Genomic DNA, 24,638 nt, shown 5'->3' with positions numbered 1-24,638 from the left:
ATATTTTTATGGCGAATTAGAAAATTACTTTTTCCAGAATTTAAGCTTTTTCTTTAGCCTTTTTTTCCTCAAAAATTTCTCCTGAAATTCCTGAGTGTAGCCCCACATGGTTTCAAAAACTTCATTTTCGTTCCAGGCTGTAATTATAGCATATTCGTTAGCCATAATCTTGATTATTTCCTTATTAGGCGTAAGGCGAGCGAAATTTTTCATGCGCTGTTTAAAATCCAACCGCTTAAAATTCATTCGGTTTAAATCGACCAAAAAGAACTCAAATTGATCGCCATCGATTTGTATTAACGTATTTCCTGGAGAGTGATCTAAAAACTCAATATTTTTTTCATGAAGCTCGTAAGTAAAGCGTGTAAAAGCCCTTAAAACCGATTCTTTTTGTGCTTCATCTTCAAATTTCTCGATATCTCTAAAGGTAAAATCGTATTCTAAATGGTCACAAATGTAATAACTGCGGCCAAATGTGATCCACTTACACTCTTCAGCATAAGCAACAGGAAAAGGAGTCCCCACTTCTCTGGATAAAAGATATTCAGCATAACTAAAACTTCGCGCAGCTTTCGATTTTCTAAAAAAACGATAAATGATCTTATTGATCAGGTTTGGAATCCTAAACGATTTCACATTCACCTGCCTACCATTAAGATCGAAGGTTTTAATGATATTTCGGCCACTGCTAAGCGTTTTCCCTTTCTCTGAAAAATCAGCTAAAATCTGATCTATTTTTCCAGCCTGGTCTTTAAAAGCGTCTGCGTATACGATTTTCATATTGCAAAATTACGATTATAGAAATTTAAAGACTAATTAAAATATGAATAGTATTATGACCTTATAAAAAACTTAGGAGTTCTTAGGCTAAAAGTCAAATTTTGGTATTTTAGACACGTTTTGCAATCTAATTTTAATAATAAATCAGGATTATCAGTTTTAAACGTTTCTAGAACATATTTCAAGAAAAACATCTCTAAATCTCTAACATGAGCATCGCTATAAGTTGTATTATCGTAAATTATAACACTGCTAAATTTACACTAGATTGCGTGGCTTCGATTTTTGAAACCCATCAAAATACTGAAGCGATAGAAGTTATAGTGGTAGATAATGCTTCAGAAAAAGAGGATTATTTACTTTTAGAAAGTGAGCTTCAGCAAAAAAACTTTCCGAACACAAAGCTTATAAGAAGCAAACAAAATTTTGGCTTTGGGGCAGGAAATATGATTGGCGTTAATGCTGTCTCGAATTGCAATTATTATGCTTTTATCAATAACGATACGTTACAGCTTACCAATAATTGTCTTTGGGTTTTAAAAGATTTTATGGATGCTACGCCAGATGCCGGTGTATGCTCGCCACAAATGCTAGATGAAGACAAAAATTTTAGAAGTACTATAGATCACTTTTCTTCACTTAGCAGGGAAATTTTAAAACGCGGATTTCTGGAAAAAGTAAATCCAAAAAAATATCCCAGTCGGAAAAAATTCTTCGATAAGCCTACTGCAGTAAACTATGTTCAGGGATCGTTTATGTTTTTTAATGCTGAAGATTTTAATAATATTGGAGGTTTCGACACCAATTTATTTCTCTACTACGAAGAATCAGATCTTGGCTTACGACTTTTAAAAGAGCGAAAAAAATACGCCTATATTTTTCCTGAAGCGCAATACATTCATTTTAAAAGTGTAAGTATTAAAAAGAGTGTAAATATCCTTATTAAACGAGAATTAAAGATCTCCTTGCTTTACCATACTCGTAAACATTATGGCTTTTTAGCACATCAATTCTTACTTAATTTTCTACGCATTCGGTATGGTTTAACCTGTATCGTAAAACCTAAATATTTCCCGTTGTTTAGACTTTTACTTGGCGGCGCCAGTCTTTCTAAATCACTTAAACAAAAGCAATCGATCAAAGAGATTTAAAAAAGATGCCTTGATTTTAAGGAATTTTGACTTAAAACTGGTTTCGTAAATTTTCTGAAGTATCTTTGCAGGTCGTTAGCAAGGTAACTATGGAAGATAAAAAGACTGAAATTCAAAATTGTTTAGCCGTTCTTAAAAAAGGCGGAATTATTCTTTATCCTACCGATACGGTTTGGGGAATTGGCTGTGATGCCACCAACGCAGATGCCATTGATAAGATTTTTGCGCTTAAGAAAAGAGCAGAAAGCAAATCGATGATCTGTTTGGTTTCAGATTTTAAAATGCTGAATGAATATGTAGAAGAAGTTCCAGAAGTTGCTTACGACATCTTAAAGTACGCTGCAAAACCAACGTCTATTATTTACGACGATCCTATTAGAGTGGCTGAAAATGTAATTGCTGAAGATAACACCCTTGCTATAAGAGTTACTAAAGATCCTTTTTGTAAGGAATTAACCAGAAGATTACGCCGACCTTTAGTGTCTACTTCTGCGAATATTAGCGGGCAACCAACACCGGATTCTTTTTCCCAAATTAGCCCTGAAATTTTAAAAGGTGTGGACTATGTAGTAAATTTGCACCAGTCTAAAAAATCTTCCAAACCATCGGCTATTATTAAACTTAGTAACGACGGAACGGTTAAAGTAATACGTAAATAGATTGCTAAACCACGAATAAGGTTTTATAAAATTAGCCAAATTTCATAGGTTTTTTTAGACTTTAAAATGAGCGTTTTATAGGTATCTGTATTCGTGGCGAAAAATTAATGTAGTGAAGAATTATAGCGAAGCTTTAGATCATCAAATTTTTAAGGTAATTTCTCAGGCAACCGAAGAACTTCAGTTAGAAAGTTATGTTATTGGTGGTTTTGTTAGAGATTTTATTTTACAACGTGGTAATGCCAAAGATATCGATGTTGTTGCCGTTGGCAGCGGAATCGACCTGGCGCTAAAAGTTTCTGAGCTACTTCCGCATAAACCAAAAGTGCAGGTTTTTAAAAACTACGGTACGGCAATGCTTCGAGCTTTCGATATGGAAATCGAATTTGTTGGTGCCAGAAAAGAAAGTTATTCTGAAGGTAGTAGAAATCCGGTTGTAGAAAATGGAACCCTTGAAGATGATCAGAATCGCCGGGATTTTACCATTAACGCATTAGCTCTAAGTCATAACAAAGCTAATTTTGGTGATTTACTGGATCCTTTTGGCGGACTTGAAGATTTAAAATCGCAATTGATAAGGACTCCGCTTGAGCCAGGAATCACCTATTCAGACGATCCTCTTAGAATGTTAAGAGCTATACGCTTTGCATCGCAGCTTAATTTTATTATTCAGAAGAAATCTTTAGATGCCATAAAAGAGCATCACAAGCGCATAAAAATTATCTCTAAAGAGCGAATTACAGAAGAATTGCATAAAATCCTTCTTTCTGAAAGACCTTCTAAAGGTTTTGCACTGTTACATAAAACAAAGCTTTTAAAACTTATCCTTCCTGAACTTACCGCTTTGGAAGGAATCGACGAAATTGAAGGCCAACGCCATAAAGATAACTTTTGGCACACGCTTGAAGTGGTTGATAATATTAGCGAAAACACCGATAATCTTTGGTTACGCTGGGCGGCGCTATTACATGATATTGGTAAAGCCCCAACAAAGAAATTCCATAAAAGGAACGGCTGGACGTTCCATGGCCACGAGTTTGTAGGATCTAAAATGGTTTACAAACTTTTTAAGCGACTTAGAATGCCACTAAACGACAAGATGAAATTTGTCCAAAAAATGGTATTAATGAGTTCCAGACCAATCGCGGTGGTAGATGATGATGTTACAGATTCCGCTGTACGAAGATTGATCTTTGATGCCGGTGAAAATATCGATGATCTAATGACCTTATGCGAGGCCGATATCACGACTAAAAATCCGCGTCGCTACAAAAAATACCACAACAACTTCAAGATCGTAAGGCAAAAGATGAAAGAAGTTGAAGAACGTGATCATGTTCGTAATTTTCAACCGCCGGTTAGTGGAGAAGAAATTATGGAAACCTTCAATATTAAGCCTTGTAGAGAAGTTGGGATTATAAAAGATGCCATTAAAGAAGCAATTTTAGAAGGCGAAATCCCAAATGATCATGCCGCTGCAAAAGAACTTATGCTTAGCAGAGGTAAAAAACTTGGTTTAAAGGAAGTATCAAAACAAGATTAAAACATCAGGAAATTCCCAATAATTCACTTATAAAAAATTGAAATTGTGTATCGAAATTCGGTAAAAATTGCACTGGTTTTAGTGTACCTGGTCATCATCGCAGGTGCAGTGGTAAGAATGACGGGAAGCGGAATGGGATGTCCAGATTGGCCTAAATGTTTTGGATATTACATCCCTCCTACCCAGGAATCTGAACTTCTTTTTCAGGCAGATCGAGATTATGAAAAAGGGCAGGTAATTATTGTAGACGAAAGTTTAAAAGTTGCCAAAAGCGATTTTACTTCCGCAGAAAATTATAATCCCGACAACTGGGAAACCTACACCAAACACGATTACGCAATATTTAATCCGCTGCATACCTGGACTGAATATGTTAACCGACTAGTGGGCGCTTTAGCCGGTTTTGCTGTTTTGATCATGGCCATTTTATCTTTCAGAAAATGGAAAACCAGGAAACGACTTACGATCCTATCGTGGCTTTCAGTATTTTTAATGGTATTTCAGGCCTGGCTTGGTGCCACCGTGGTATATTCAGTTTTAGCGCCTGTTAGGATTACCCTGCACATGGTCATGGCGCTGGTAATTGTAGCGATCTTATTGTATATTCTAGCAGATTCTTCAGTAAAAATGTATGATTTTAAAGTTTCTAAAACTTTTAAAACAGTTGTACTCGTATCAATAATTTTGAGTTTGATTCAGGTAGTTTTAGGAACACAGGTAAGACAATTTGTAGACGAACAGGTAAAAATATTCGGATACGGAACTCGCGATCTATGGCTTAACAATCCTGAAATTTCATTTTATATTCACCGCTCATTTTCGGTTTTGGTCTTTTTGGCAAACCTTTTTATCTGGTGGAAAAACAAGCAAAAATTTTACAATCTTGGCTTAACCAATTGGATCATTTTTCTAATTGTGATCGAGATTTTTACGGGAATGGCCATGTATTATCTGGACTTCCCATTTTTAAGTCAGCCACTACACCTGGTAATTGCTTCGGTATTATTTGGTGTTCAGTTTTATTTATTATTAGAATGTTTTAAGAGTAGCAAACCGCTTAAAACTTCTTAACTTTGAAGCTCAAAATTTTCAATTATGGTTTATCGATTTAGAGTAATTCTAGACACGGCAGAAGATGTTTTTAGAGATATTGAAATTTTAAAAACCGATACGCTCGAGGATTTACATAACACCATTGTGCAGGCATTTGGTTTTGACGGAACCGAGATGGCTTCGTTTTATTTAAGTGATGACGAATGGACGCAAGGTGAAGAAATTCATCAATTCGACATGAGTGGCGGTGACGACAGCATTCGTTTGATGAATGAAACAACTTTAGATAGCGTACTTTCTGAAGACCAAACAAAACTACTTTACGTGTACGATTTCTTTAATATGTGGACGTTTATGGTAGAACTTGCACAAATTGCAGAGGTGGAAGAAGGACGCGATTACCCAAATTTAATGTTTGTACACGGGCAAATTCCGTCTAATGCGCCAGATAAAGAATTTAAGGCTGAAGAAGATCCTGCGGCAGACGAAAATTTTAACGACGATTTCGATGTAGACGATTACGACAGTTTTTCTTTTGATGAAAACTGGAACTAATTTTCTATATTTTTAGCTGTAATTTTTACCGACTTATAATTTTTAAACCGAATGATCAACTTATATAATGCGCAAATTGAATCCCTATCGATTCATCGTGTGGGTAACAAAAGCCGTAACGAAAATATCTTTTTGTCTGCAGCACCTTATCAGCTAAATGACGAAATTACACCTTTGATCAAGGAATATTTTCTAAAGCCTTTTAGAGAAAAAGAAGAGAATTATTACAAATTTGATCATGAAACCGATCTAGAGTTCAACGAACTTTACAACCTGGCGAATGCTATTTTTGATAATCCTGAAAATATTCATGAGGCTTCAAAAAAGATAACCACGCTTCTTTTTGAGCAATCTGCACATCCACACATTAAAAGTGGTGAAGTGTATGTGGTATATTTTGAAAATGCACAGCTAGATAACGAAAAGCTTCCTGCAATCGGGATTTTTAAATCTGAATTAAAGCATGATTTCTTACAATTTCAGGAAAAAGGAAGCATTTTAGAAATGATCGTTCAGCAGGGAATCAATCTTCAGAAATTAGATAAAGGAGCATTGATTTTTAACAAACAAAGAGCTGAAGGTTACAAGATCTTATCGATCGATTCTAACAAATACGACACAAAATACTGGCTAGAGAACTTTTTGGGTGTAGATGTAATGGCCGATGAAAATTACTACACCAAAAAGTATTTAAAATTCTGCCAGAATTTCGCCAAAGACGTAGTTTTACCTGCGGAAGACAAGAAAGAAGAAGTAATGTTTATGAACCGAAGTATGGATTACTTCGCTAAAAACGACGATTTTGAAGAAACAAACTTCTTAAACTCGGTTATCGATAATCCAGATTTGGTACCTGAATTTCAGAATTATAAAACCGAGAAAGCGCCAAAATATAAGATCGAAGATCTAACTACTTTCCCTATCGCGAACAAAGCGGTGACCGATGCACGTAAAAAATTAAAAAACGTGATCAACCTGGATACCAATATTCAGATTAAAATGGATTTTGTGAATGCAGATTCGGCCGATAAATTTGTAGAAAAAGGTTGGGACGAAGAAAAACAAATGTATTATTACCTGGTTTACTTCAACAAAGAAGAAAAAAGCTAGACTTTAAATAGAAAAAAATAAAGGCCGAAATTCGATAATTTCGGCCTTTATTTTTATTGGCACCGCCAAAGCTTATAATCCCAGAGGCTTCCCTCGAAATTAAAAATTTGTTTCCAACAAATGCCACGAGAGCTTGCCCCGAGGTAGTTTACTGTTTATTCTGAAACCTCGATAGCTTCGAAAGTATAAGATTCGTGATAATCGCCAAGGATTCCAGTATTAGAATGCGTAAAAACCATTCGGTTTTCAGATAATTCTGATAACTGATAATTTGAAAATGTAGATCCTACAAGTCCATAATCCTCATTCGCATATCCTCTTCCAAAACTTAAATAAATAGTTCCGGGATCGCCAATCATTTTTAAATTAGCTGAAAATTGTTCGTGTTCTGCGGTAAAATTTCCTTCACTTAAATGATCGAAACAAAGTACTTCGCCATAAGTGATTTCTACTTCCCTATCTACTTTAAACGTGTAAACATCGTCACTTACACAGTCTGCAGTAATAAAAAAATCGTCTGTTTCATCTGAATAATCATCTACAACCTCAACAAGTCGCCATGATTTTTGACTGTCTCCATGAATTAAAGACATTTGAGATTCTGGGAAATTTGGAATACGATTTTCGTCATCATCAGCACAATTTGTTAGCGTACCTGCTAAGACTATGAGACTTAATGTTTTAAGGGATTTGTAAATTTTAATCATAAAGTTTACTGTAAATTGATGTTTTTGATTGAATTATCTAAAATTTATAACAATTTACAAACCTACAGATTTTTTTGGGTTTTATCGGTTTCCTCTATTTTTTTTGAATACTAACTAATTTCTTCTGGAAGAAAATTTACTGTAGCAGTCGTTTCATATTTACATCTTCGTAATTGCGCTGCACAAAATCTAGTGCCGTTCTTAAGATTTGTCCCATAGTACTGGCTCGCTTAAATTTTACGTCTTTAGTGAAATGATACAGCTCTGTTCGTAATTGATTTACGTTTTCTTTAGTAGAAACATGATCGTTACTCATACATTTTATTAAACGCTTAAATCTTGCCTGTGTATTGATCATCCTTTTAGCTAACAGGGAACGTTCTTCTTTTCGATATTGCTCGATCGACGAAAGCTGAAGTCTCTCTGAAACCAATTTTACCATTTTATAGTTTTCCTTGAAAAATTGAGGTCGATAGACTTTAAATTTGCCTTCAAAACATTGCTGATCAAAATCTATTGCTCGTATTTGATATTGCACATGATCAAAATCGTGTGTTGGGATTACCACATAGTTGTAAGAACGCATATCGCCCAAAAGCCGAACAGTACAGCGCTCGTTAAATTTTACGAATTGCTTTGCGATCTGTGCCTTTTCCCATTCGGTTAATTTTGGTAAATGCTCTTCAATAAAAACATCCCCCGGAATTCCTGCAATGTGAGCTTCAATCAAAGTATCCTTATAAACCAAAAAAGTGATACGATGCGGAGAAAGCAAATGCTCTAATTCGAGTCCATAGATTCGGGATGCATCAGCTTTTTTCACATAAAAATAGGTAAAAACATCATTCAGGATATTCCTAACTTTTATACGAAAAGGTCTGGAATTTCCGAAGGTGCAATAATCGATCGCATCGACTGCGAGAAACTCGAGCATATCGTCACTACCATCAGAATGTAAAATATTATAGATCTTTTTTAAGCTTTCATCTATTTCTTCGCGTTCAAATTCTGGGTAATAACAGCGTACCCAATAGGTATCTTCATCGTCCTGATCATAAACTACTACTGAACCTGAAAACCTCAATAAATCTTCGTAAAAAACCGGGATTTTTGTGTTTCTATTATAACGTGCCAGATATTTATTGAAACGATCGTTTACAGGAAAAGAAGGTTTCTTTTTAGACATCAGTTTAGGTTCCATAGTCTTGTAATTTGTTTAAACTCTTCCGCAGAAAATCTTTAAGGTATTGAAATTATAAGGATTTAGGGCCATTTAATCTTCTACAGATTTAAAAAAATAGGTCTTAAAAACCTCGAATATCGAGTAAAAATAAAGATAGTAATGTGAAAACTGTAACAAAAATGTAAATTAGTCGTCGTGTAAGAAAAGAAACCATCTATTTTGGAAACAATCCTTAGCATTAATCAATTAACTAAAGTTTACGGCCCTTTAAAGGCGGTAAATAATTTGTCCTTTACAATCGAGAAAGGAAACGTGTACGGAATTTTAGGCCCTAACGGAAGTGGTAAATCGACCACTTTGGGAATGGTACTAAATGTGGTAAACAAAACCTCTGGTGAATTTAAGTGGTTTGACGGCGCTGAATCTACACACGAAGCTTTAAAAAAAGTTGGAGCAATCATCGAGCATCCCAACTTTTATCCTTACATGACAGCGGCACAAAACCTTGAACTTGTTTGTAAAATTAAAGGAGTGCCTAGCCATAAAGTTGAAGAAAAACTGGAGGTTGTTGGATTACTGGATCGTAAAGACAGTAAATTTAGAACCTTCTCTTTGGGGATGAAACAGCGCTTGGCAATCGCATCTGCCCTGCTTAACGATCCTGAAATTTTAATTTTAGACGAACCTACAAACGGACTAGATCCACAGGGAATTCATCAAATTCGTGAGATTATTCGCAAAATTGCTTCAGACGGAACTACCATTTTATTGGCTTCGCATCTTTTAGATGAAGTTGAAAAAGTATGCAGCCATGTGGTGATCATTAGGAAAGGTGTAAAATTATACAGCGGACCGGTTGATGGCATTAACGCCAGCCACGGATTCTTTGAACTGGAAGCTGAAAATACCGAATTACTTCAACAATTTTTAAATGAGCATCCATCGATTGGTAAAGTAAGTCTTAAAGGAAATTTGGTTACAGCCATTATTGAAGAACCAATGAGTGCTTCAGATATTAACCAATATCTTTTTGAAAAAGGACTTAGCCTTAGCTACTTAATTAAACGTAAAGAAAGCCTGGAAGAACAATTCCTTCAACTAACCAATCAAACTACTGCGTAATGTTACGACTTTTAAATATAGAATTCCTAAAACTTAGATATAGTAGATCCTCAAAGATCCTTATTCTTACTTACTTCATATTAATCACGTTTATCGCCCTTATTGCTTCAATAGAATTTCCTATTGGAAACATGAATTTTAGACTTGCAGATCAGGGAATTTTTAATTTCCCGTTCATCTGGCATTTTAACAGCTTTATTGCGGCTACTTTAAAATTGTTTCTGGCAATTGTAATTGTCTCAATGATGTCGAACGAATATAGCAACAGGACACTGAAACAAAACCTTATCGACGGACTATCAAAAAAGGAGTTTATTTTATCGAAATTCATCACTGTGATGGTATTTTCTATAGTTTCTACAATCTTTCTTTTTGTAGTTTCTTTGATCTTAGGACTTTCATTTTCAGACTACAATGAGTTTTCAATTATCTTTTCTGATCTTGAATATATTCTAGCCTATTTTGTAAAACTTACAGGTTTCTTTGCTTTCTGTTTATTCTTGGGGATTTTGGTAAAACGTTCGGCTTTTGCACTTGGATTTTTATTTATCTGGTGGATCGTTGAAACCATTTTATATGCCATTCTAAAATGGAGAATTTTTAAAGGAAGTGATATTGCAGATAAAATCGTTCAGTTTTTACCATTGGAATCCATGAGCAATTTGGTAAAAGAACCTTTTTCCAGACTTAACGCTGTACAAACTGCTGCTAATCAACTAGGTTCGGCTTTTGAGAAAGATTATACCATACATTGGTATCAGATCCTTATCGTAATTGTTTGGACGGTATTATTTGTGTATTTCTCTTATGCATTATTGAAGAAAAGGGATTTATAAAAAGCTTAGTTTCATTAATTTTTCTACCCTATTTGAATAGGCACATTTATTGCTTAACTTCGTAAGGCTAAGAAAAAGAACGCATGAAATTTAAGATTGAATCTGAATATAAACCAACCGGAGACCAACCCAACGCTATAAAACAACTGGTTAGTGGTATCGAAAAGAACGACCGCTTTCAAACCTTACTGGGAGTTACCGGTTCTGGTAAAACCTTTACGGTTGCAAATGTGATTGAAGATGTGCAGAAACCAACACTGGTTTTAGCACATAACAAAACGCTGGCAGCCCAGTTATATTCAGAATTCAAGCAATTTTTCCCGAATAATGCGGTAGAATATTTTGTTAGTTACTACGATTATTATCAACCTGAAGCTTTTATTCCATCTTCAGGGACATACATAGAAAAAGATCTTTCGATAAATGATGAGATCGAAAAACTACGATTAAGCACCACGTCTTCCCTACTTAGCGGAAGACGTGATGTTATTGTTGTCGCTTCGGTTTCCTGTCTTTATGGTATTGGTAACCCGGTAGAATTCCGTAAAAACGTGGTTTCTATTGAAAGAGACATGGAAATTTCAAGAACTAAATTTCTGCATAGTTTAGTCCAAAGTTTATATTCTAGAACCGAAGCTGAATTTGTTCACGGAAACTTCAGAATAAAAGGTGACACCGTAGATGTTTTTCCTAGCTACGCTGATAACGCCTTCAGAATTCACTTTTTTGGTGATGAAATTGAAGAAATTGAAGCTTTTGATCCTGCTACAAATGACATTATCGAAAAATACGAGCGCTTAAATATCTATCCTGCCAATATGTTTGTAACCTCGCCAGATGTTTTACAAAATGCGATTAGAAATATACAGGACGATCTTGTAAAACAGGTAGATTATTTTAGAGATATCGGTAAACATCTTGAAGCAAAAAGGCTGGACGAAAGAACCAATTTCGACTTAGAGATGATTCGGGAGCTTGGATACTGTTCTGGTATCGAGAATTATTCGCGTTATCTGGATGGGCGTAACCCGGGAACTAGGCCTTTCTGCCTTTTAGATTATTTCCCTGAAGATTTTCTAATGGTTGTAGATGAGTCTCACGTAACGATACCGCAGGTTCACGCAATGTACGGTGGTGACCGCTCCAGAAAAGAAACTTTGGTGGATTATGGCTTTAGGCTTCCGGCAGCGATGGATAACCGACCTTTGAAATTCGAGGAATTCGAAATGCTTCAAAATCAGGTGATCTATGTTAGTGCTACTCCTGCCGATTATGAACTTCAGCAAAGTGAAGGAGTTTATGTGGAACAGGTAATTCGACCAACCGGACTTTTAGATCCTGTGATCGAAGTGCGCCCAAGCCAAAACCAGATCGATGATCTTATTGAGGAAATTCAGATAAGAGTTGAAAAAGATGAGCGTACTTTAGTAACTACCCTAACTAAAAGAATGGCTGAAGAATTAGCCAAATATTTAACCAGAATCGATGTTCGTTGTAGGTATATTCATAGTGATGTAGATACTTTAGAGCGAGTAGAGATTATGCAGGATCTGCGTCGTGGATTGTTTGATGTGCTAATTGGTGTAAACCTTTTAAGAGAGGGACTCGACTTGCCAGAGGTTTCTCTTGTTGCCATAATCGATGCTGATAAAGAAGGATTTTTAAGAAGTAACCGCTCACTTACGCAAACCATTGGTCGTGCGGCAAGAAACGTGGAAGGTAAAGCCATTTTGTATGCTGACAAAATTACTGACAGTATGCAAAAAACCATGGACGAAACCGAATACCGCCGAACCAAGCAGATGAATTACAATAAAAAGCATAATATCACGCCAAAACCTCTGGTTAAAAAACTTGAGACCTCTACACTTGTAAAGAAAAAGCTTGAGATTTTTGAAGGTGATAACAAACCTCCAATGCAGGCTGCGGAAGAAGAAGGTGCTTACCTAACCAAACCTCAAATCGATAAAAAAATTAAAGAGAAGCGTAAAGCAATGGAGACTGCAGCTAAAGAATTAGATTTTATGGAGGCAGCAAGATTACGTGATGAGATCAAGATTTTACAGGATAAATTAAAGGAATTGGCATAAGTTTATCATAGATTACCATATAATTAACTTTCAAATTATTGACTTAAAGGGTTTTAGGTTTTAATTTTAAAAATTATTACACTACCCCGAAACCCTTAGTTTTCTAAGCAACCTAAAACCTAATGCTTATGAAAACGTATATTTCTATTTTACCCATATTTTTTTTAAACCTGTTTTCTTATGCACAGGTAGGAATTAACACTGAAAATCCAAAGGCAACATTAGATATTAAAAGTTCAGATCCTGATGATCCTTCTAATAGCGACGGAATTTTAATTCCGCGTATTTCGAAATTTCCGTCTGAAGATCCAAACGATGAACAAAACGGAATGATGGTTTATCTGGATACCGATATTAGCGATTTTTCGAAAGGATTTTATTTTTGGAATGCTGAAGAATCTTCGTGGTTGCCCATTAAAGGAAACTCTTCTGAGGCAAATTTTTATGAAGTAGATACTGAAACTTCCCCTGAAGATATTGAGTCTTCTATTTATCGTGAAGGTAACATAGGTATTGGCACAGACGATATTGAGTCTAAATTACAAATTGACATTATCCCAGATAGAGATGATGATATTAAAAAAGGACTGGAGATCGATAATCAAAATTCAGAAGAGAACACAAGAACAACTTATGGTGCTGAAATTACAAATCGAAGTGCCACAAATGGTGTGAAATACGGAATAAAAAGTAATGTAAACGGCACGGGAGCCGGGATTCATTATGGCATTTTTAATGAAACCTTTCAAAGCACCGGAACTAATGATATCTACGGAATCTTTAACCGGGTTGGCCGCACCTACGGCGCTAACAGCAATAATTTTGGTCTTTATTCTGAAATTGGAAGCTCTACCGCACAGGGAAATATTTATGCCATTTACGGAACAGCGCAGGGAAATAGCACAGCAGATGTATTTGCAGGATATTTTGCAGGTAGGTTAGGTATTGGGTTAAATCCTTCTTCAGAATACATTTTCCCTTCAGAAAGAGCCAATGAAGATATGGTTTTAGCACTTTCAGAAGATGGATTGATGAGATGGCGACCACCAACTTATTATCCATATTTTTCTTCTACCAGTTCTACAGGAACTTTTGTAATAGAAGAACATTTAGGTTCTCTAAGAATTAACAATAATCTAAGTGCTGTGCAAGTGCCAGATGCTTCAGAGAATAGAGGCAGAACCATTATTTTGGTATGCTGGTCTACAACTTCAGATAAAGCTTTGTCTTTTGTAAATGGCGATGACCTTTTTGATGTAACAACCAATAGCAGCATCACAAATATTGAAAGCGGTACTGTGCTTACCATTTTAAGTGCTGGTAATCGATGGTTGGTTATCAATAAATATACAGAGTAAACTACCTTGGTGTATTATACCCTTTGGCAGTACCAATAAAAAAAGCCGAATCTTGAAATTCGGCTTTTTCAATATTCGTTATTTTTACATGATTTTTCACACCTTACTCGCAAAAAGACTTACATCTTCTTCGGTAATTTCTTTTCCTCCCAAAATTAGTAAACGCTCTACAACATTGCGCAATTCTCTAATATTACCGGTCCAATTATATTCTTTAAGTTGATTAAGCGCTTCAGCAGTAAAACTTTTCTTATTAGTGCCCTGCTCACTAGCTATTTTTTCAGAAAAATACTCGACTAAAAGAGGAATATCGTCTCTACGATCGTTAAGTGAAGGCACTTCTATTAAAATCACAGCTAATCTGTGGTATAAATCTTCTCTAAATTTCTTATCCTCGATCTCCTGTTTTAGATCTTTATTCGTTGCAGCAACAACGCGAACATCTACTTTGATATCTTTATCGCTACCTACACGCGAAATTTTATTTTCCTGTAAGGCTCTTAGAACTTTAGCCTGTGCAGAAAGACTCATATCCCCTATTTCATCAAGGAAAATAGTTCCGCCATTCGCTGCTTCAAACTTCCCCGCTCTATCTTTGTTTGCTGAAGTAAAGGCTCCCTTAACGTGACCAAAAAGTTCACTTTCTATTAATTCTGAAGGGATTGCTGCACAATTCACCTCTATCATTGGACCTTTAGAACGCTCACTTTTTTGATGAATCCAGTGTGCTACAAGTTCTTTACCTGTTCCATTTCCTCCCGTCACCAGCACTCGGGCATCTGTAGGTGCTACTTTTTCAATTATTTCTTTAATTCGGTTAATCTCTGGCGATTCCCCAATCATTTGGAAGTTTTTACCCACTTTCTTTTTTAGTCGGGCATTTTCCTGTACCAGCTCTTTTCGGTCTAAAGCATTACGAACCGCATTCAGCAATCGATTTAAATCTGGTGGTTTAGAAATATAATCAAAAGCGCCCATTCTCATGGTTTGCACGGCAGTATCTAAATCGCCATGTCCAGAAATCATGACAAAAGGAATCTCTGGTTTAATTTTATTGGTTGCTTCTAAAACCTCAACGCCATCCATTTTGGGCATTTTAATATCACAAAGCACAAGATCGAAATCTTCTTTTTTGATCAATTCCATCCCTGCAAGACCGTCTTCGGCTTCAGTAACATTATAATCTTTATTTTCTTCGTTTAGAATCTTAACAAGCACCCGTCTAATGGCAGCTTCATCTTCTATTAATAATATTTTCGACATTAAAACACACTAAATTTAAGTCCGCCACGCGCATAAAATGTGTTTACAGAATTAATTGTGTACACATCATTTCTATCTACATCACGCAGGCGAATATCATTCATAATTGTATGACCGGCATAAACATAAAGCCCTAAATGTTCAGTAAAACTATACTCGTATCCTAAACCAGCTAAAACAACCGTCATAGACATACTATCTGCAAGATTCGTACTATTTGGAACCGTTGGCGTTACATTAAAATTATCCTGAACATTGGCATAAAAGCCATCTAAAGTTACAAAAGCCTGAAGAACATTGCGGTCGTTAGCATGATATTTTAAGTTAGTTTTAGGAACTCCAACCATATACGACCATTGCGGATGAAACTTTTTGTAATAGTGCGCAACAGGTAAAGGGAAAGGAAAACCTGTAGTGGTAGAATAATGTAGCCCAAAGATAATTCGGGTAGGTTTAAGGATATTTTCTCCGCTTTTTATCTTTATAAAATATACAGCACCTTCATAGATAATATCATCTTTTAGCAATTCATTCGTTGAAAAATTTGAAGCTGCTTTAGCTCCCGTTTGGATACCAACACGCCAGTCTTCATTTAAATGAAATAGATATCCCAATGTTGCCGTAAAAGACTGAAATCTATCTAGGTGAAGTGTTTCAAACGAAGTGTCATCATTAAATTTAAAGTGAACATTTCGATATTCAACTCCGGGAATTAAATAAGAACCTTTCTTATTAAGCTTTATAGGGAAATTTAAAAAACTTCTAAACCTTCTAAAAGAATTATCAGAATCAGATTGGGGGAAATAAGTGAATTCTACCCGTGCTAAATCTGTTAACTGTGCATTTGCTGAAATTCCAAAAAGAAGAAAAAACAATGGCACTAAAATACTTTTAGAAGCTTCCTTCATACTAGTCGGTTTTAGATTGATTTTGGGGGTTAATTATATGAATATCTCTTTGTGGGAATGGAATACTTATGCCATTTTGTTTAAAACTATCATCAATTTTAAAGCGCAGTTCGCTCTTTATTTTAGGATCGGTAAAACTATCTCCTATATAAAAGTAAACTCCAAATAATAGAGCTGAATCACCAAAATCCTCGAACAAAACGAATGGCTTTGGATTTTTAAGCACTCCTTTTTGCCTGGCTACACAATCCAGAAGTAAATCTTTCACCTTTTGCGTATCACTACCATAAGCTACTCCAACATTTACACACTCTCTTGTAGTGCGATGATTTTGGGTGTAATTATAAACAGTATCACTAATAAATTTATGATTAGGAATAATCATCACTTTATCGTCTCTGGTTAGAGCACGAGTAGTTCTTAGTTTAATTTCGAATACTCTGGCAACTTTACTATCAATTTCAATGATATCACCAACCAGTAAAGATTTATCCAGAATGATAAAAATACCGCCAATAATATCCTGAAAAAGTTCTTGTAAAGCTAAACCTACACCCACAAATAAAGCGGCTGAAGCAGTTAATAAGATCGAAATATCTACACCACTAGAACTTAAGGTTATTAGAATTACAATAAGATAAACTACATATTTTACAAACTTAAACGCGCTTATGAACTTTAGTTTATCTTCATTAAGCAGCTTACCAACAATAAAGTTGCGAATAAGCCTTAGAATAACAGAAGTTAGAATAAATACAAAAATCACCAGTAAAACAACACCCACGGTGAGTTTAAATGGTTGACTAAGCAGGGTGAAGTCTAAAAACTCCTGAATGTTTCCCCAAATGTCCTGCTCTATTACTTCTGAAATTTGATTCGCTGTTTCGTTTTGCATTCTAATATTTAAGCCACTTATAAATCTCTTTATAACTAGCTTTCTTACCATACATTAAAATACCAACACGGTAAATTTTTGCGGCAAGCCATACCACTGCCGTATTGGTACACAGCAATATAAGAATAGAAAGGGAAATTTCCCACCATGGCACCCCAAATGGGATACGCATTAACATAACTATAGGAGATGTTAAAGGAATCATGGAGAAAATGGTGCTTACTGTACCATGAGGATTTTCTATAACTGCAAAAAATCCTATATAAATCCCGAGCATTAAAGGAATAATAACCGGCAGCATAAATTGCTGGGTATCGGTTTCGCTATCTACCGCAGCACCAATAGAAGCATAAATAGCGCTGTATAAAAAGTAACCGCCTAAAAAGTAAATTAGGAAATAAATAATCAAGCTTAATATTGGCAGATTTAGAACATCTGCTACTAATTGGTTTACTTCAGGAACATTTAATTGCTCTACTTCTATTTGCCCAGGTTGTGCATTTATTAAATCTACCCCAAAATAAAACCCCGCAATTGTATATAAAATTCCGCCTAAAATAACCCAAACTGTAAATTGGGTTATCCCTGCCAGAGAAGTTCCTATTACTTTCCCCAGCATTAGCTGAATGGGCTTTACTGAAGATACAATAATTTCAATAATTCGATTTGTTTTCTCTTCGATTACAGATCGCATTACCATATTTCCGTAAATAATAATAAACATCATCAATAAATACCCGGCCGCTCCACCAAAAAACATTCTAAGATAATTGGCCATTTTTGATGTGGTCTCTCCAGAAAAGTTTTGAATTTCTACATCAACACTTGTCTTTGCCGAATCGATTTGATCTACATCTATCCCACGCTGAATTAATTCATTTCGCTGTAATTTATTAGAAATGATTTTTTCGATATTCTGAACAGTTCCCAAACCAGGAGACTCTTCGCCAAAAAATTCAACTTCCCCGGTTAGATCATAATTATTATCGGCGCTGGGAATATGTATAAGCCCATAATATTCATTTTCACGCACAATTTTTTTAGCTTCATCTAAACTTTTATCTGAAAAATTGAGATACTGAAGATTCTCATCGTCCTGAAATTCTTTCAGAAACAAACCTGTTTCATCATGCAATCCAATAATGTGTTGTTCGCTACTATTAAGCATACTTAAGTAGGCAATTAAAGCAAACATTCCTACCAGAATCACCGGACTAAGAAATGTCATTACAATAAATGTCTTATTACGTACTCGTGCTAAATATTCTCGTTGAATGATAAGTTTTAAACTACGCATTATGAGTAACCGTTTTAATGAAAATATCGTTTACTGAAGGGATTACTTCTACAAAGTGATTAATCCTTGCTTTACTTAATAAATACTGAATAAGATCGTTTGGATTTTCGTGTGGCTGAAGCTGTATACTTACTTTAAGATCGTCGTTAATACTCTTAAACTGAGCTTTTCCTACTTTAAATTTCTCCTGAAGTTCTGCCAGTAATGCTGCTTCGTTTTCGCTTTCTAAACCAACTTCAAAAGTATTGCTTTTATATTCCTTTTTAATTTCTGAAACCTTACCGTCCAGTAATTTATTGGATTTATTGATAAGCGCCATATAATCACAAAGCTCTTCTACGCTTTCCATACGATGGGTAGAAAATAAAATCGTAGCACCTTTTTCTTTCAATTCAAGAATTTCCCGTTTTATAATATTAGCATTTACAGGATCAAAACCGCTAAAAGGCTCGTCAAAAATCAACAATTTTGGGTTATGTAATACCGTAATTACAAACTGTACTTTCTGAGCCATACCTTTAGAAAGTTCCTGGATTTTTTTATCCCACCATCCGGTAATTTCTAATTTTTCGAACCAGTATTGTAAACGTTCCTTAGCTTCAGCTTTAGAAAGACCTTTTAATCTTGCTAAATATAGTGCCTGCTCACCAACTTTCATCGATTTATATAAACCGCGCTCTTCTGGTAGATATCCAATATGTCTTATATCTTCTGGGTGCAAAGGCTTTCCATCAAGATATACTTTACCTTCATCTGGCATTGTAATTTGATTGATAATCCTAATAAATGTTGTCTTTCCTGCGCCGTTTGGCCCTAATAAACCAAATACGCTTCCTTTTGGGATGGTGATCGATACATTATTTAGTGCAGTATAACTTCCAAATCGTTTATAGATGTTCTCTGCAACCAAAAGATTTTCCATAAATAAAATTTAAGAGGTGTAAAGATATTCAAATCCTAGTACAGACTTAAAAATTGCTGCCTAATATTTACAATTTCGCATTTAAGCATAAAAAAAGCTTCCTTAAAAAAGGAAGCTCAATGGGGATTTAAGTTCATTTATCTTTTAGTAACTACTAGCAAAATAGTTTGTTGGTGTTACTAATTGATCTATTACATGAATAATTCCGTTTTTAGATTCGATATCACTCGCAATAATATTTGCACCACCAATATCTACACTAAGTCCGTTCATTTCAGCATTAATTTTAATCGATTTATTCTCTGAAACTGTAATTACCTGAGAGCTATTAAATTCATTTTTATAAACTTTCTCAGGAACTATATAATACTTTACAAATTCAACTAATTTCATCTTATTATTAGGATCTGTAAGCTCAGATAATTCTCCAACCTTCATTTCTTCAAAAGCTTCGTTAGTTGGTAAAAAGATGGTATAGCCTTCAGCGTATTCTACTGAAGTATCTAATCCTGAAGCTTCTAGAAAACTCACAAACGTAGAAAATTGATCGTCCATTTTCGCCAATTCTAATACGGTATAATCTTCAGTATTCTCTGCGGCGGTAAAATATTTATCCTCCTGCGCAAAGCTGATCGTAGTTAGTAAACCAAATACGATAGATAAAATTAAACTCTTCTTTTTCATAACTTTCATTTTTAATTTTTCTGAAAATTACTAAAGAACAGCTCTGACTACAAGGAGTTTAAAACAGCTTTATAAAAGGTTTAACGAGGGTGTTAAAAAACAAAACCCACCCTTAAATTGATTAAGGATGGGAAAAAAATTGCTATGAAAAAGAAAAATTATCACTAAAAGTCTTAGTGAGAATCAAATATATAAATTTTTTCTTAAAATGAAAGTTCTAAGAAAACATATCTTTAACTTTTTCAAAAAATGATTTATCGCTTTTTTCGGGATTTGGCTGAAAGTTCTCGTCATTAGCCATTTTCTCGAAAAACTCTTTTTGCTCCTTAGTTAGGGTTTTTGGCGTCCAAACATTTACATGAACCAGTAAATCTCCTTTACCATATCCATTTAAACTGCTTACACCTTTACCACGAAGTCTTAAAATTTTTCCAGATTGAACCCCTGGTTCAATTTTAATTCGCACTTTACCATTAACAGTTTGTATTTCTTTGGATGCACCTAGGGCAGCTTCAGAAATGCTTATGTAAAGATCGTAGTGTAGATTATCTCCTTCTCTTTGTAAACTTTCATGTGCTTTTTCTTCAATTGCCACTAAAAGATCACCAGGAATTCCGTTTCCGGGAGCTTCATTTCCTTTTCCAGAAACTTTTAACTGCATTCCATCTTCTACCCCTGCAGGTATTTTTATAGAAACTGTTTCTTCCTGTACTTTTAATCCCTGTGCATCTGCATCGGCCGGCTTTTTATCGATCATTTGGCCACTACCACCACAGGTAGTACAAGGAGAAGCTGTTTGCATTCTACCTAAAATCGTATTGGTAACACGAGTTACCTGCCCCGTACCATTACAGGCAGAACAGGTTTTATAGGTTGTGCCCGATGCTTGAACTTTACGCTTAACTTTAATTTTCTTTTCTACACCGTTAGCAATTTCCTCTAAAGTAAGTGCTACACGAATCCTAAGGTTACTTCCTTTTGCACGACGTTGACCGCCGCCACCAAAGCCACCGAAACCTGAGAATCCGCCGCCAAAGCCGCCACCGAAGATATCACCAAACTGGCTGAATATGTCGTCCATATTCATACCTCCGCCGCCACCAAAGCCGCCTCCTTCAAAGGCCTGGTGTCCAAAACGATCGTATTTAGCTCTTTTTTCTTCGTTTCCTAATATTTCGTAAGCTTCAGCTGCTTTCTTAAATTTATTTTCGGCTTCTGTGTCACCCGGATTTTTATCTGGGTGATATTTGATCGCCATCTTTCGATAAGCTTTCTTAATTTCAGCTGCCGTTGCACCTTTACTTACACCTAATATGTCGTAATAATCCTCTTTCATGGTTTAAGTTTCTTGTTAAAAGTTGTAATCCTTACTTTACTTTCCGGTAACAACCTTTGGATAACGAATAATACGTTCTCCTAATTTATATCCTCGCTCTATAACATCAACAATCTTACCTTTAAGATCGTCATTAGGAGCAGGAATTTGTGTGATAGCCTCGTGAATATCGGCATCAAAAGTATCTCCACTTTCAACTTCTACAGGCTCTAAACCTTTATTTTTAAGTGTTTCTCTAAACTTATTATGGATAAGCTCTACACCTTTTAAAAGGTTTTTATCTTCGGTTTTATTAATTTCCACCAAAGCCCTGTCAAAATCATCCAAAACTGGCAACATAGCAAGCATAACTTCCTGGTTGGCAGTTTTAAATAACTCTAAGCGCTCTTTAGAAGTTCGCTTTTTAAAATTTTCAAATTCAGCAAAAAGACGTAAAAATTTATCTTTCTCTTTTTGAAGGTCTTCTTTTAATTTATCACTTTCAGAAACCTCCTCTTCTGCTTGTTCCTTATTCTCAGGCATTTCAGCTTTCTCGTTCTCTACCTCATCGATTGCTTTATCGATATTCTCTTCTACCTGATCCTTAACAGAATTTTGTTCTTTATCGTTAGCTTTCTTTGTCATTTTTATATATCAATTTTTTGATGCTTATTTATAGTCAAATTTATTGCCAAGCCTGGTGTTGTGTCAAAATGTCACCGATATTTTTTAATAAATTTTTAGTACAAAAAATTTTATTTCATATTACTTTTGCTCTTCAACCAAATTGCAAAAAAACTAAATTTCAACAAGATGAAAAAAAACATTTTAAAAGGATTTATGGCGTTAAGCCTTATCGTAGGATTAGGTAGTTGTAAAAATAATAACGGTCACGAAAGTGAAGCTGAAGATGCTAAAGAAGTGGCTGAAGCAACTGCTGAATCTATGGAGTATGTTGTAGATACTACAGCTTCTACTATTAGCTGGATTGGTAAAAAACCAGCAGGAGAGCACAGTGGTACTATTAAAGTTACTGAAGGTACTTTTATGGCAAATGACAGTGTTATTGAAAGTGGAAACTTTACTATCGATATGAAATCTATCGAAGTTACAGATCTAGAAGGTGATCAAAAAGCAAATCTTGAAGCTCACTTAATGGGAACTGTAGAAGGTAAAGAAGGAGATTTCTTTAATGTAAACGAGTTTCCAGAAGCTACTTTTGAAGTAACAGGAATTTCTGAAACTGAAGGTGAAACTATGTTAGAAGGAAATCTTACTATTAAAGAAGAAACTAAAAATATCTCTTTCCCAGTTTCTATAAACCAAACTGAAGATGGATACGAAATTTCTAGTGAAGAATTTACTATCGATCGTACAGACTGGAATGTAAACTATGGTTCTAAATCTGTGTTTGATAGTTTAGGAGATAACTTTATCTACGATGATATCACTTTAAAATTAGATATTAAAGCAACTAAAAAAGCTTAATTTCTTTTTAATGAATACAAAAAAGCCGGCAAAATTGCCGGCTTTTTTATTTACAGATTTTTTTCGTTGAATTACAACAAATCCTCTAAAGTAGGTTGTAAATGAACATACTCAAAATGATACCCTTGCTCTTCTATTTTTTTACTGCTTACTAACTGGCTGGACAATAAAAGTGTCGACATTTCACCAAAAGCAGCTTTAAGCACAAATTTAGGAACGTTAGGTAACCATAGCGGTTTATCCAGTTGTTTGGCAACCTCTTTAGTCATTTCTTTATTGGTTACAGGATTTGGTGCAACACCATTAAAAGTCCCTGCAAGTTGTTTTTCTAAAATAAAAAGGAAAATTTGTGTAAGATCTTTAATATGAATCCAACTTTGCCATTGTTGACCATTTCCTAAAGGTGCACCAATATTAAAATTTACCGGCTCTTTCAATTTTTCTAGCATACCACCATTTTCAGCCATCACTAATCCTATCCTGATTTTCGAAACTTTTAGCCCTAAATCTTTAAAATTGTTTACGGCACTTTCCCATTTCACCACAACTTTTCCTACAAAAGAATCGTCCACCTGTTCTTCTTCTTCAAAATAAAGCTTTTGTAAAGAACTGGGATAAACACCAATGGCGCTGGCCGAAACAATATGCTTTACCTGGTGTTCGTTTTTGGATAACGTATCAAATAGCAAATTGGTACTTTCTACCCGGCTATCTATAATTTTTCTTTTATTCTCACTCGTCCAGCGTTGTGCAATGCTTGCCCCAACAAGATTAATAATCGCATCTACATTTTCTATCGCCCGCGTATCGATTTCCTTATTTTGCGGATCCCATAAAAACCCGCGATAATGATCTTTATGCTGAATTTTATCTTTGCTCGTAGTAAGATAATTTACATCTATGCCCTTTTCGTGGCATAATGCTGAAATTTTTGACCCAATAAGTCCGGTCGCTCCAGTAATTAGTACCCGCATTTTTTTCTTTTGAAGATAGTGCTAATGTCGCTTTTAGGTAATTTTTTTAGCGAGGTTTAACAGCTATAGAACCTATTTTTTAACGGCTCTTAACATTTCTCTTTTTCCCGGCGGGCCAGGTAATCTTTCTACGCTAAATCCTACCGCCTGCATCGCTCTTCTTACACTTCCTTTTGCTGCATAGGTCACTAAAACGCCATTTAATTTTAACGAATTATACATTTTTAGAAAGATCTCTTCTGTCCATAATTCTGGCTGAACCCGTGCACCAAAGGCATCAAAGTATATAAGATCGAAAGTATCTTGGTCCTGAATTTCCTGAAATGTTTTCTCCTGCTTTTTTAAACTGAAATTAGAAGTTATAGCCGAAGATTTTTCCCAATCTACCTGATGCATTTTATTAAAAACATTAGCTGCAGTATCAAAATCGGGTAAAACTGAAGCATAATCCAAAAACACTAATTCTTCAGGTTTTACAGGATAAGCTTCAACACCGGTATACTCAATTTTAATAGTACTTCCGTAGAAAGCGGTAAGTAAAGCATTTAAACCGGTTCCAAATCCTATTTCCAGGATAGAAAGTTTAGATTTATCAAATTCAGCAATTGTAAAATCCAACCCCATTTTTATAAAGACATGCATTGCTTCCTGTAAAGCACCATGCTTAGAATGGTATTGTTCATCCCACTCTGGCAAATGAATGGTCGCCGAACCGTCACCGGTTTTAATGATTTTTCGTTCCAAA

At 35.2% G+C, this 24,638-nt stretch carries 24 protein-coding genes; 11 read left to right on the top strand and 13 right to left on the bottom strand.

Annotated features, from left to right (window positions below):
• Positions 1–24 precede the first annotated feature (24 nt).
• Positions 25–780 (bottom strand): lipopolysaccharide kinase InaA family protein, encoded by a 756-nt coding sequence (locus tag IIF7_RS15760; RefSeq protein ID WP_084842666.1) that lies wholly within the window; start codon positions 778–780, stop codon positions 25–27.
• Positions 781–989: 209 nt separating this feature from the next.
• Here IIF7_RS15760 and IIF7_RS15755 point away from each other — a divergent pair, with 209 nt between their 5' ends.
• The 6 genes from IIF7_RS15755 (at position 990) to IIF7_RS15730 (ending at position 6,851) form a co-directional block, all read left to right on the top strand.
• The gene (locus tag IIF7_RS15755) at positions 990–1,931 is read left to right on the top strand and encodes a glycosyltransferase family 2 protein (RefSeq protein ID WP_084842665.1); all 942 of its coding nucleotides are present in this window, start codon (positions 990–992) and stop codon (positions 1,929–1,931) included.
• Positions 1,932–2,020: 89 nt separating this feature from the next.
• The gene (locus tag IIF7_RS15750; RefSeq protein WP_084842664.1) at positions 2,021–2,590 is read left to right on the top strand and encodes an L-threonylcarbamoyladenylate synthase; all 570 of its coding nucleotides are present in this window, start codon (positions 2,021–2,023) and stop codon (positions 2,588–2,590) included.
• Between the two features lie 112 nt (positions 2,591–2,702).
• Entirely contained in the window at positions 2,703–4,133 is a 1,431-nt protein-coding gene (locus IIF7_RS15745; protein WP_084842663.1) for a CCA tRNA nucleotidyltransferase, read from the top strand.
• A 45-nt stretch (positions 4,134–4,178) separates the two neighbouring features.
• Positions 4,179–5,204: a COX15/CtaA family protein gene (locus IIF7_RS15740; RefSeq protein WP_084842662.1), complete on the top strand. Its 1,026-nt coding sequence runs from the start codon at positions 4,179–4,181 to the stop codon at positions 5,202–5,204.
• Positions 5,205–5,228: 24 nt separating this feature from the next.
• The gene (locus IIF7_RS15735; protein ID WP_084842661.1) at positions 5,229–5,741 is read left to right on the top strand and encodes an IS1096 element passenger TnpR family protein; all 513 of its coding nucleotides are present in this window, start codon (positions 5,229–5,231) and stop codon (positions 5,739–5,741) included.
• A gap of 51 nt (positions 5,742–5,792) precedes the next feature.
• On the top strand, positions 5,793–6,851 hold the full coding sequence (locus tag IIF7_RS15730) for a nucleoid-associated protein (RefSeq protein ID WP_084842660.1): 1,059 nt from the start codon (positions 5,793–5,795) through the stop codon (positions 6,849–6,851).
• A 155-nt stretch (positions 6,852–7,006) separates the two neighbouring features.
• Here IIF7_RS15730 and IIF7_RS15725 read toward each other — a convergent pair whose 3' ends face one another.
• Both IIF7_RS15725 and IIF7_RS15720 read right to left on the bottom strand, forming a co-directional pair.
• Positions 7,007–7,558, bottom strand: coding sequence for a hypothetical protein (locus IIF7_RS15725; protein ID WP_084842659.1), 552 nt, complete (start codon positions 7,556–7,558; stop codon positions 7,007–7,009).
• Between the two features lie 136 nt (positions 7,559–7,694).
• On the bottom strand, positions 7,695–8,759 hold the full coding sequence (locus IIF7_RS15720; RefSeq protein ID WP_084842658.1) for a hypothetical protein: 1,065 nt from the start codon (positions 8,757–8,759) through the stop codon (positions 7,695–7,697).
• Positions 8,760–8,960: 201 nt separating this feature from the next.
• Between IIF7_RS15720 and IIF7_RS15715 the strand changes: the two genes are divergently transcribed.
• From IIF7_RS15715 to IIF7_RS15700, 4 genes are all read left to right on the top strand, one after another.
• Complete coding sequence (locus IIF7_RS15715) at positions 8,961–9,863, top strand: ABC transporter ATP-binding protein (protein ID WP_084842657.1); 903 nt, start codon at positions 8,961–8,963, stop codon at positions 9,861–9,863.
• Entirely contained in the window at positions 9,863–10,699 is an 837-nt protein-coding gene (locus IIF7_RS15710) for an ABC transporter permease (RefSeq protein WP_084842656.1), read from the top strand. The genes IIF7_RS15715 and IIF7_RS15710 overlap by 1 nt, the downstream gene beginning before the upstream one ends.
• A gap of 83 nt (positions 10,700–10,782) precedes the next feature.
• A complete protein-coding gene (gene uvrB / locus IIF7_RS15705; RefSeq protein WP_084842655.1) occupies positions 10,783–12,789 on the top strand; it encodes an excinuclease ABC subunit UvrB in 2,007 nt (668 codons plus the stop codon).
• A gap of 128 nt (positions 12,790–12,917) precedes the next feature.
• Complete coding sequence (locus tag IIF7_RS15700; protein WP_084842654.1) at positions 12,918–14,147, top strand: hypothetical protein; 1,230 nt, start codon at positions 12,918–12,920, stop codon at positions 14,145–14,147.
• A gap of 96 nt (positions 14,148–14,243) precedes the next feature.
• On the opposite strand, the gene IIF7_RS15695 is transcribed toward IIF7_RS15700, so the two are convergent.
• The 8 genes from IIF7_RS15695 to grpE form a co-directional block, all read right to left on the bottom strand.
• The gene (locus IIF7_RS15695; RefSeq protein ID WP_084842653.1) at positions 14,244–15,410 is read right to left on the bottom strand and encodes a sigma-54-dependent transcriptional regulator; all 1,167 of its coding nucleotides are present in this window, start codon (positions 15,408–15,410) and stop codon (positions 14,244–14,246) included.
• The gene (locus IIF7_RS15690) at positions 15,410–16,318 is read right to left on the bottom strand and encodes a DUF6268 family outer membrane beta-barrel protein (protein WP_084842652.1); all 909 of its coding nucleotides are present in this window, start codon (positions 16,316–16,318) and stop codon (positions 15,410–15,412) included. The genes IIF7_RS15695 and IIF7_RS15690 overlap by 1 nt, the downstream gene beginning before the upstream one ends.
• A gap of 1 nt (position 16,319) precedes the next feature.
• Positions 16,320–17,213 (bottom strand): mechanosensitive ion channel family protein, encoded by an 894-nt coding sequence (locus IIF7_RS15685; protein ID WP_084842651.1) that lies wholly within the window; start codon positions 17,211–17,213, stop codon positions 16,320–16,322.
• Between the two features lies 1 nt (position 17,214).
• Complete coding sequence (locus tag IIF7_RS15680; protein WP_084842650.1) at positions 17,215–18,510, bottom strand: ABC transporter permease; 1,296 nt, start codon at positions 18,508–18,510, stop codon at positions 17,215–17,217.
• The gene (locus IIF7_RS15675) at positions 18,503–19,432 is read right to left on the bottom strand and encodes an ABC transporter ATP-binding protein (RefSeq protein ID WP_084842649.1); all 930 of its coding nucleotides are present in this window, start codon (positions 19,430–19,432) and stop codon (positions 18,503–18,505) included. Before IIF7_RS15675 ends, IIF7_RS15680 begins: the two co-directional genes overlap by 8 nt.
• A gap of 144 nt (positions 19,433–19,576) precedes the next feature.
• Positions 19,577–20,116 carry a fasciclin domain-containing protein gene (locus IIF7_RS15670; protein ID WP_176218978.1) on the bottom strand — a complete coding sequence of 180 codons (540 nt, stop codon included), beginning with the start codon at positions 20,114–20,116 and terminating at the stop codon, positions 19,577–19,579.
• Positions 20,117–20,333: 217 nt separating this feature from the next.
• On the bottom strand, positions 20,334–21,452 hold the full coding sequence (gene dnaJ / locus IIF7_RS15665) for a molecular chaperone DnaJ (RefSeq protein WP_084842647.1): 1,119 nt from the start codon (positions 21,450–21,452) through the stop codon (positions 20,334–20,336).
• A 36-nt stretch (positions 21,453–21,488) separates the two neighbouring features.
• A complete protein-coding gene (grpE, locus tag IIF7_RS15660; protein ID WP_084842646.1) occupies positions 21,489–22,076 on the bottom strand; it encodes a nucleotide exchange factor GrpE in 588 nt (195 codons plus the stop codon).
• A gap of 168 nt (positions 22,077–22,244) precedes the next feature.
• Here grpE and IIF7_RS15655 point away from each other — a divergent pair, with 168 nt between their 5' ends.
• Positions 22,245–22,919, top strand: coding sequence for a YceI family protein (locus tag IIF7_RS15655; protein ID WP_176218977.1), 675 nt, complete (start codon positions 22,245–22,247; stop codon positions 22,917–22,919).
• Positions 22,920–22,990: 71 nt separating this feature from the next.
• Here the strand turns inward: IIF7_RS15655 and IIF7_RS15650 are convergent, their stop codons facing one another.
• Together IIF7_RS15650 and mnmD are read right to left on the bottom strand one after the other, a co-directional pair.
• Positions 22,991–23,893 carry a TIGR01777 family oxidoreductase gene (locus IIF7_RS15650; RefSeq protein WP_084842644.1) on the bottom strand — a complete coding sequence of 301 codons (903 nt, stop codon included), beginning with the start codon at positions 23,891–23,893 and terminating at the stop codon, positions 22,991–22,993.
• A gap of 72 nt (positions 23,894–23,965) precedes the next feature.
• Positions 23,966–24,637: a tRNA (5-methylaminomethyl-2-thiouridine)(34)-methyltransferase MnmD gene (gene mnmD / locus IIF7_RS15645; RefSeq protein ID WP_084842643.1), complete on the bottom strand. Its 672-nt coding sequence runs from the start codon at positions 24,635–24,637 to the stop codon at positions 23,966–23,968.
• Position 24,638 lies beyond the last annotated feature (1 nt).

Source organism: Zunongwangia atlantica 22II14-10F7, from assembly GCF_002094855.1.
Taxonomy (GTDB): Bacteria; Bacteroidota; Bacteroidia; order Flavobacteriales; family Flavobacteriaceae; genus Zunongwangia; species Zunongwangia atlantica.
This window is presented reverse-complemented; position numbering and strand designations above follow the sequence as displayed.

Bases quoted from the DNA above. Each gene is read 5' to 3' on its own strand.
- IIF7_RS15760 (WP_084842666.1), bottom strand. From the start codon at position 780: ATGAAAATCGTATACGCAGACGCTTTTAAAGACCAGGCTGGAAAAATA.
- IIF7_RS15755 (WP_084842665.1), top strand. From the start codon at position 990: ATGAGCATCGCTATAAGTTGTATTATCGTAAATTATAACACTGCTAAA.
- IIF7_RS15750 (WP_084842664.1), top strand. From the start codon at position 2,021: ATGGAAGATAAAAAGACTGAAATTCAAAATTGTTTAGCCGTTCTTAAA.
- IIF7_RS15735 (WP_084842661.1), top strand. From the start codon at position 5,229: ATGGTTTATCGATTTAGAGTAATTCTAGACACGGCAGAAGATGTTTTT.
- IIF7_RS15730 (WP_084842660.1), top strand. From the start codon at position 5,793: ATGATCAACTTATATAATGCGCAAATTGAATCCCTATCGATTCATCGT.
- IIF7_RS15725 (WP_084842659.1), bottom strand. From the start codon at position 7,558: ATGATTAAAATTTACAAATCCCTTAAAACATTAAGTCTCATAGTCTTA.
- IIF7_RS15720 (WP_084842658.1), bottom strand. From the start codon at position 8,759: ATGGAACCTAAACTGATGTCTAAAAAGAAACCTTCTTTTCCTGTAAAC.
- IIF7_RS15710 (WP_084842656.1), top strand. From the start codon at position 9,863: ATGTTACGACTTTTAAATATAGAATTCCTAAAACTTAGATATAGTAGA.
- uvrB (WP_084842655.1), top strand. From the start codon at position 10,783: ATGAAATTTAAGATTGAATCTGAATATAAACCAACCGGAGACCAACCC.
- IIF7_RS15700 (WP_084842654.1), top strand. From the start codon at position 12,918: ATGAAAACGTATATTTCTATTTTACCCATATTTTTTTTAAACCTGTTT.
- IIF7_RS15695 (WP_084842653.1), bottom strand. From the start codon at position 15,410: ATGTCGAAAATATTATTAATAGAAGATGAAGCTGCCATTAGACGGGTG.
- IIF7_RS15690 (WP_084842652.1), bottom strand. From the start codon at position 16,318: ATGAAGGAAGCTTCTAAAAGTATTTTAGTGCCATTGTTTTTTCTTCTT.
- IIF7_RS15685 (WP_084842651.1), bottom strand. From the start codon at position 17,213: ATGCAAAACGAAACAGCGAATCAAATTTCAGAAGTAATAGAGCAGGAC.
- IIF7_RS15680 (WP_084842650.1), bottom strand. From the start codon at position 18,510: ATGCGTAGTTTAAAACTTATCATTCAACGAGAATATTTAGCACGAGTA.
- IIF7_RS15675 (WP_084842649.1), bottom strand. From the start codon at position 19,432: ATGGAAAATCTTTTGGTTGCAGAGAACATCTATAAACGATTTGGAAGT.
- IIF7_RS15670 (WP_176218978.1), bottom strand. From the start codon at position 20,116: ATGAAAAAGAAGAGTTTAATTTTATCTATCGTATTTGGTTTACTAACT.
- dnaJ (WP_084842647.1), bottom strand. From the start codon at position 21,452: ATGAAAGAGGATTATTACGACATATTAGGTGTAAGTAAAGGTGCAACG.
- grpE (WP_084842646.1), bottom strand. From the start codon at position 22,076: ATGACAAAGAAAGCTAACGATAAAGAACAAAATTCTGTTAAGGATCAG.
- IIF7_RS15655 (WP_176218977.1), top strand. From the start codon at position 22,245: ATGAAAAAAAACATTTTAAAAGGATTTATGGCGTTAAGCCTTATCGTA.
- IIF7_RS15650 (WP_084842644.1), bottom strand. From the start codon at position 23,893: ATGCGGGTACTAATTACTGGAGCGACCGGACTTATTGGGTCAAAAATT.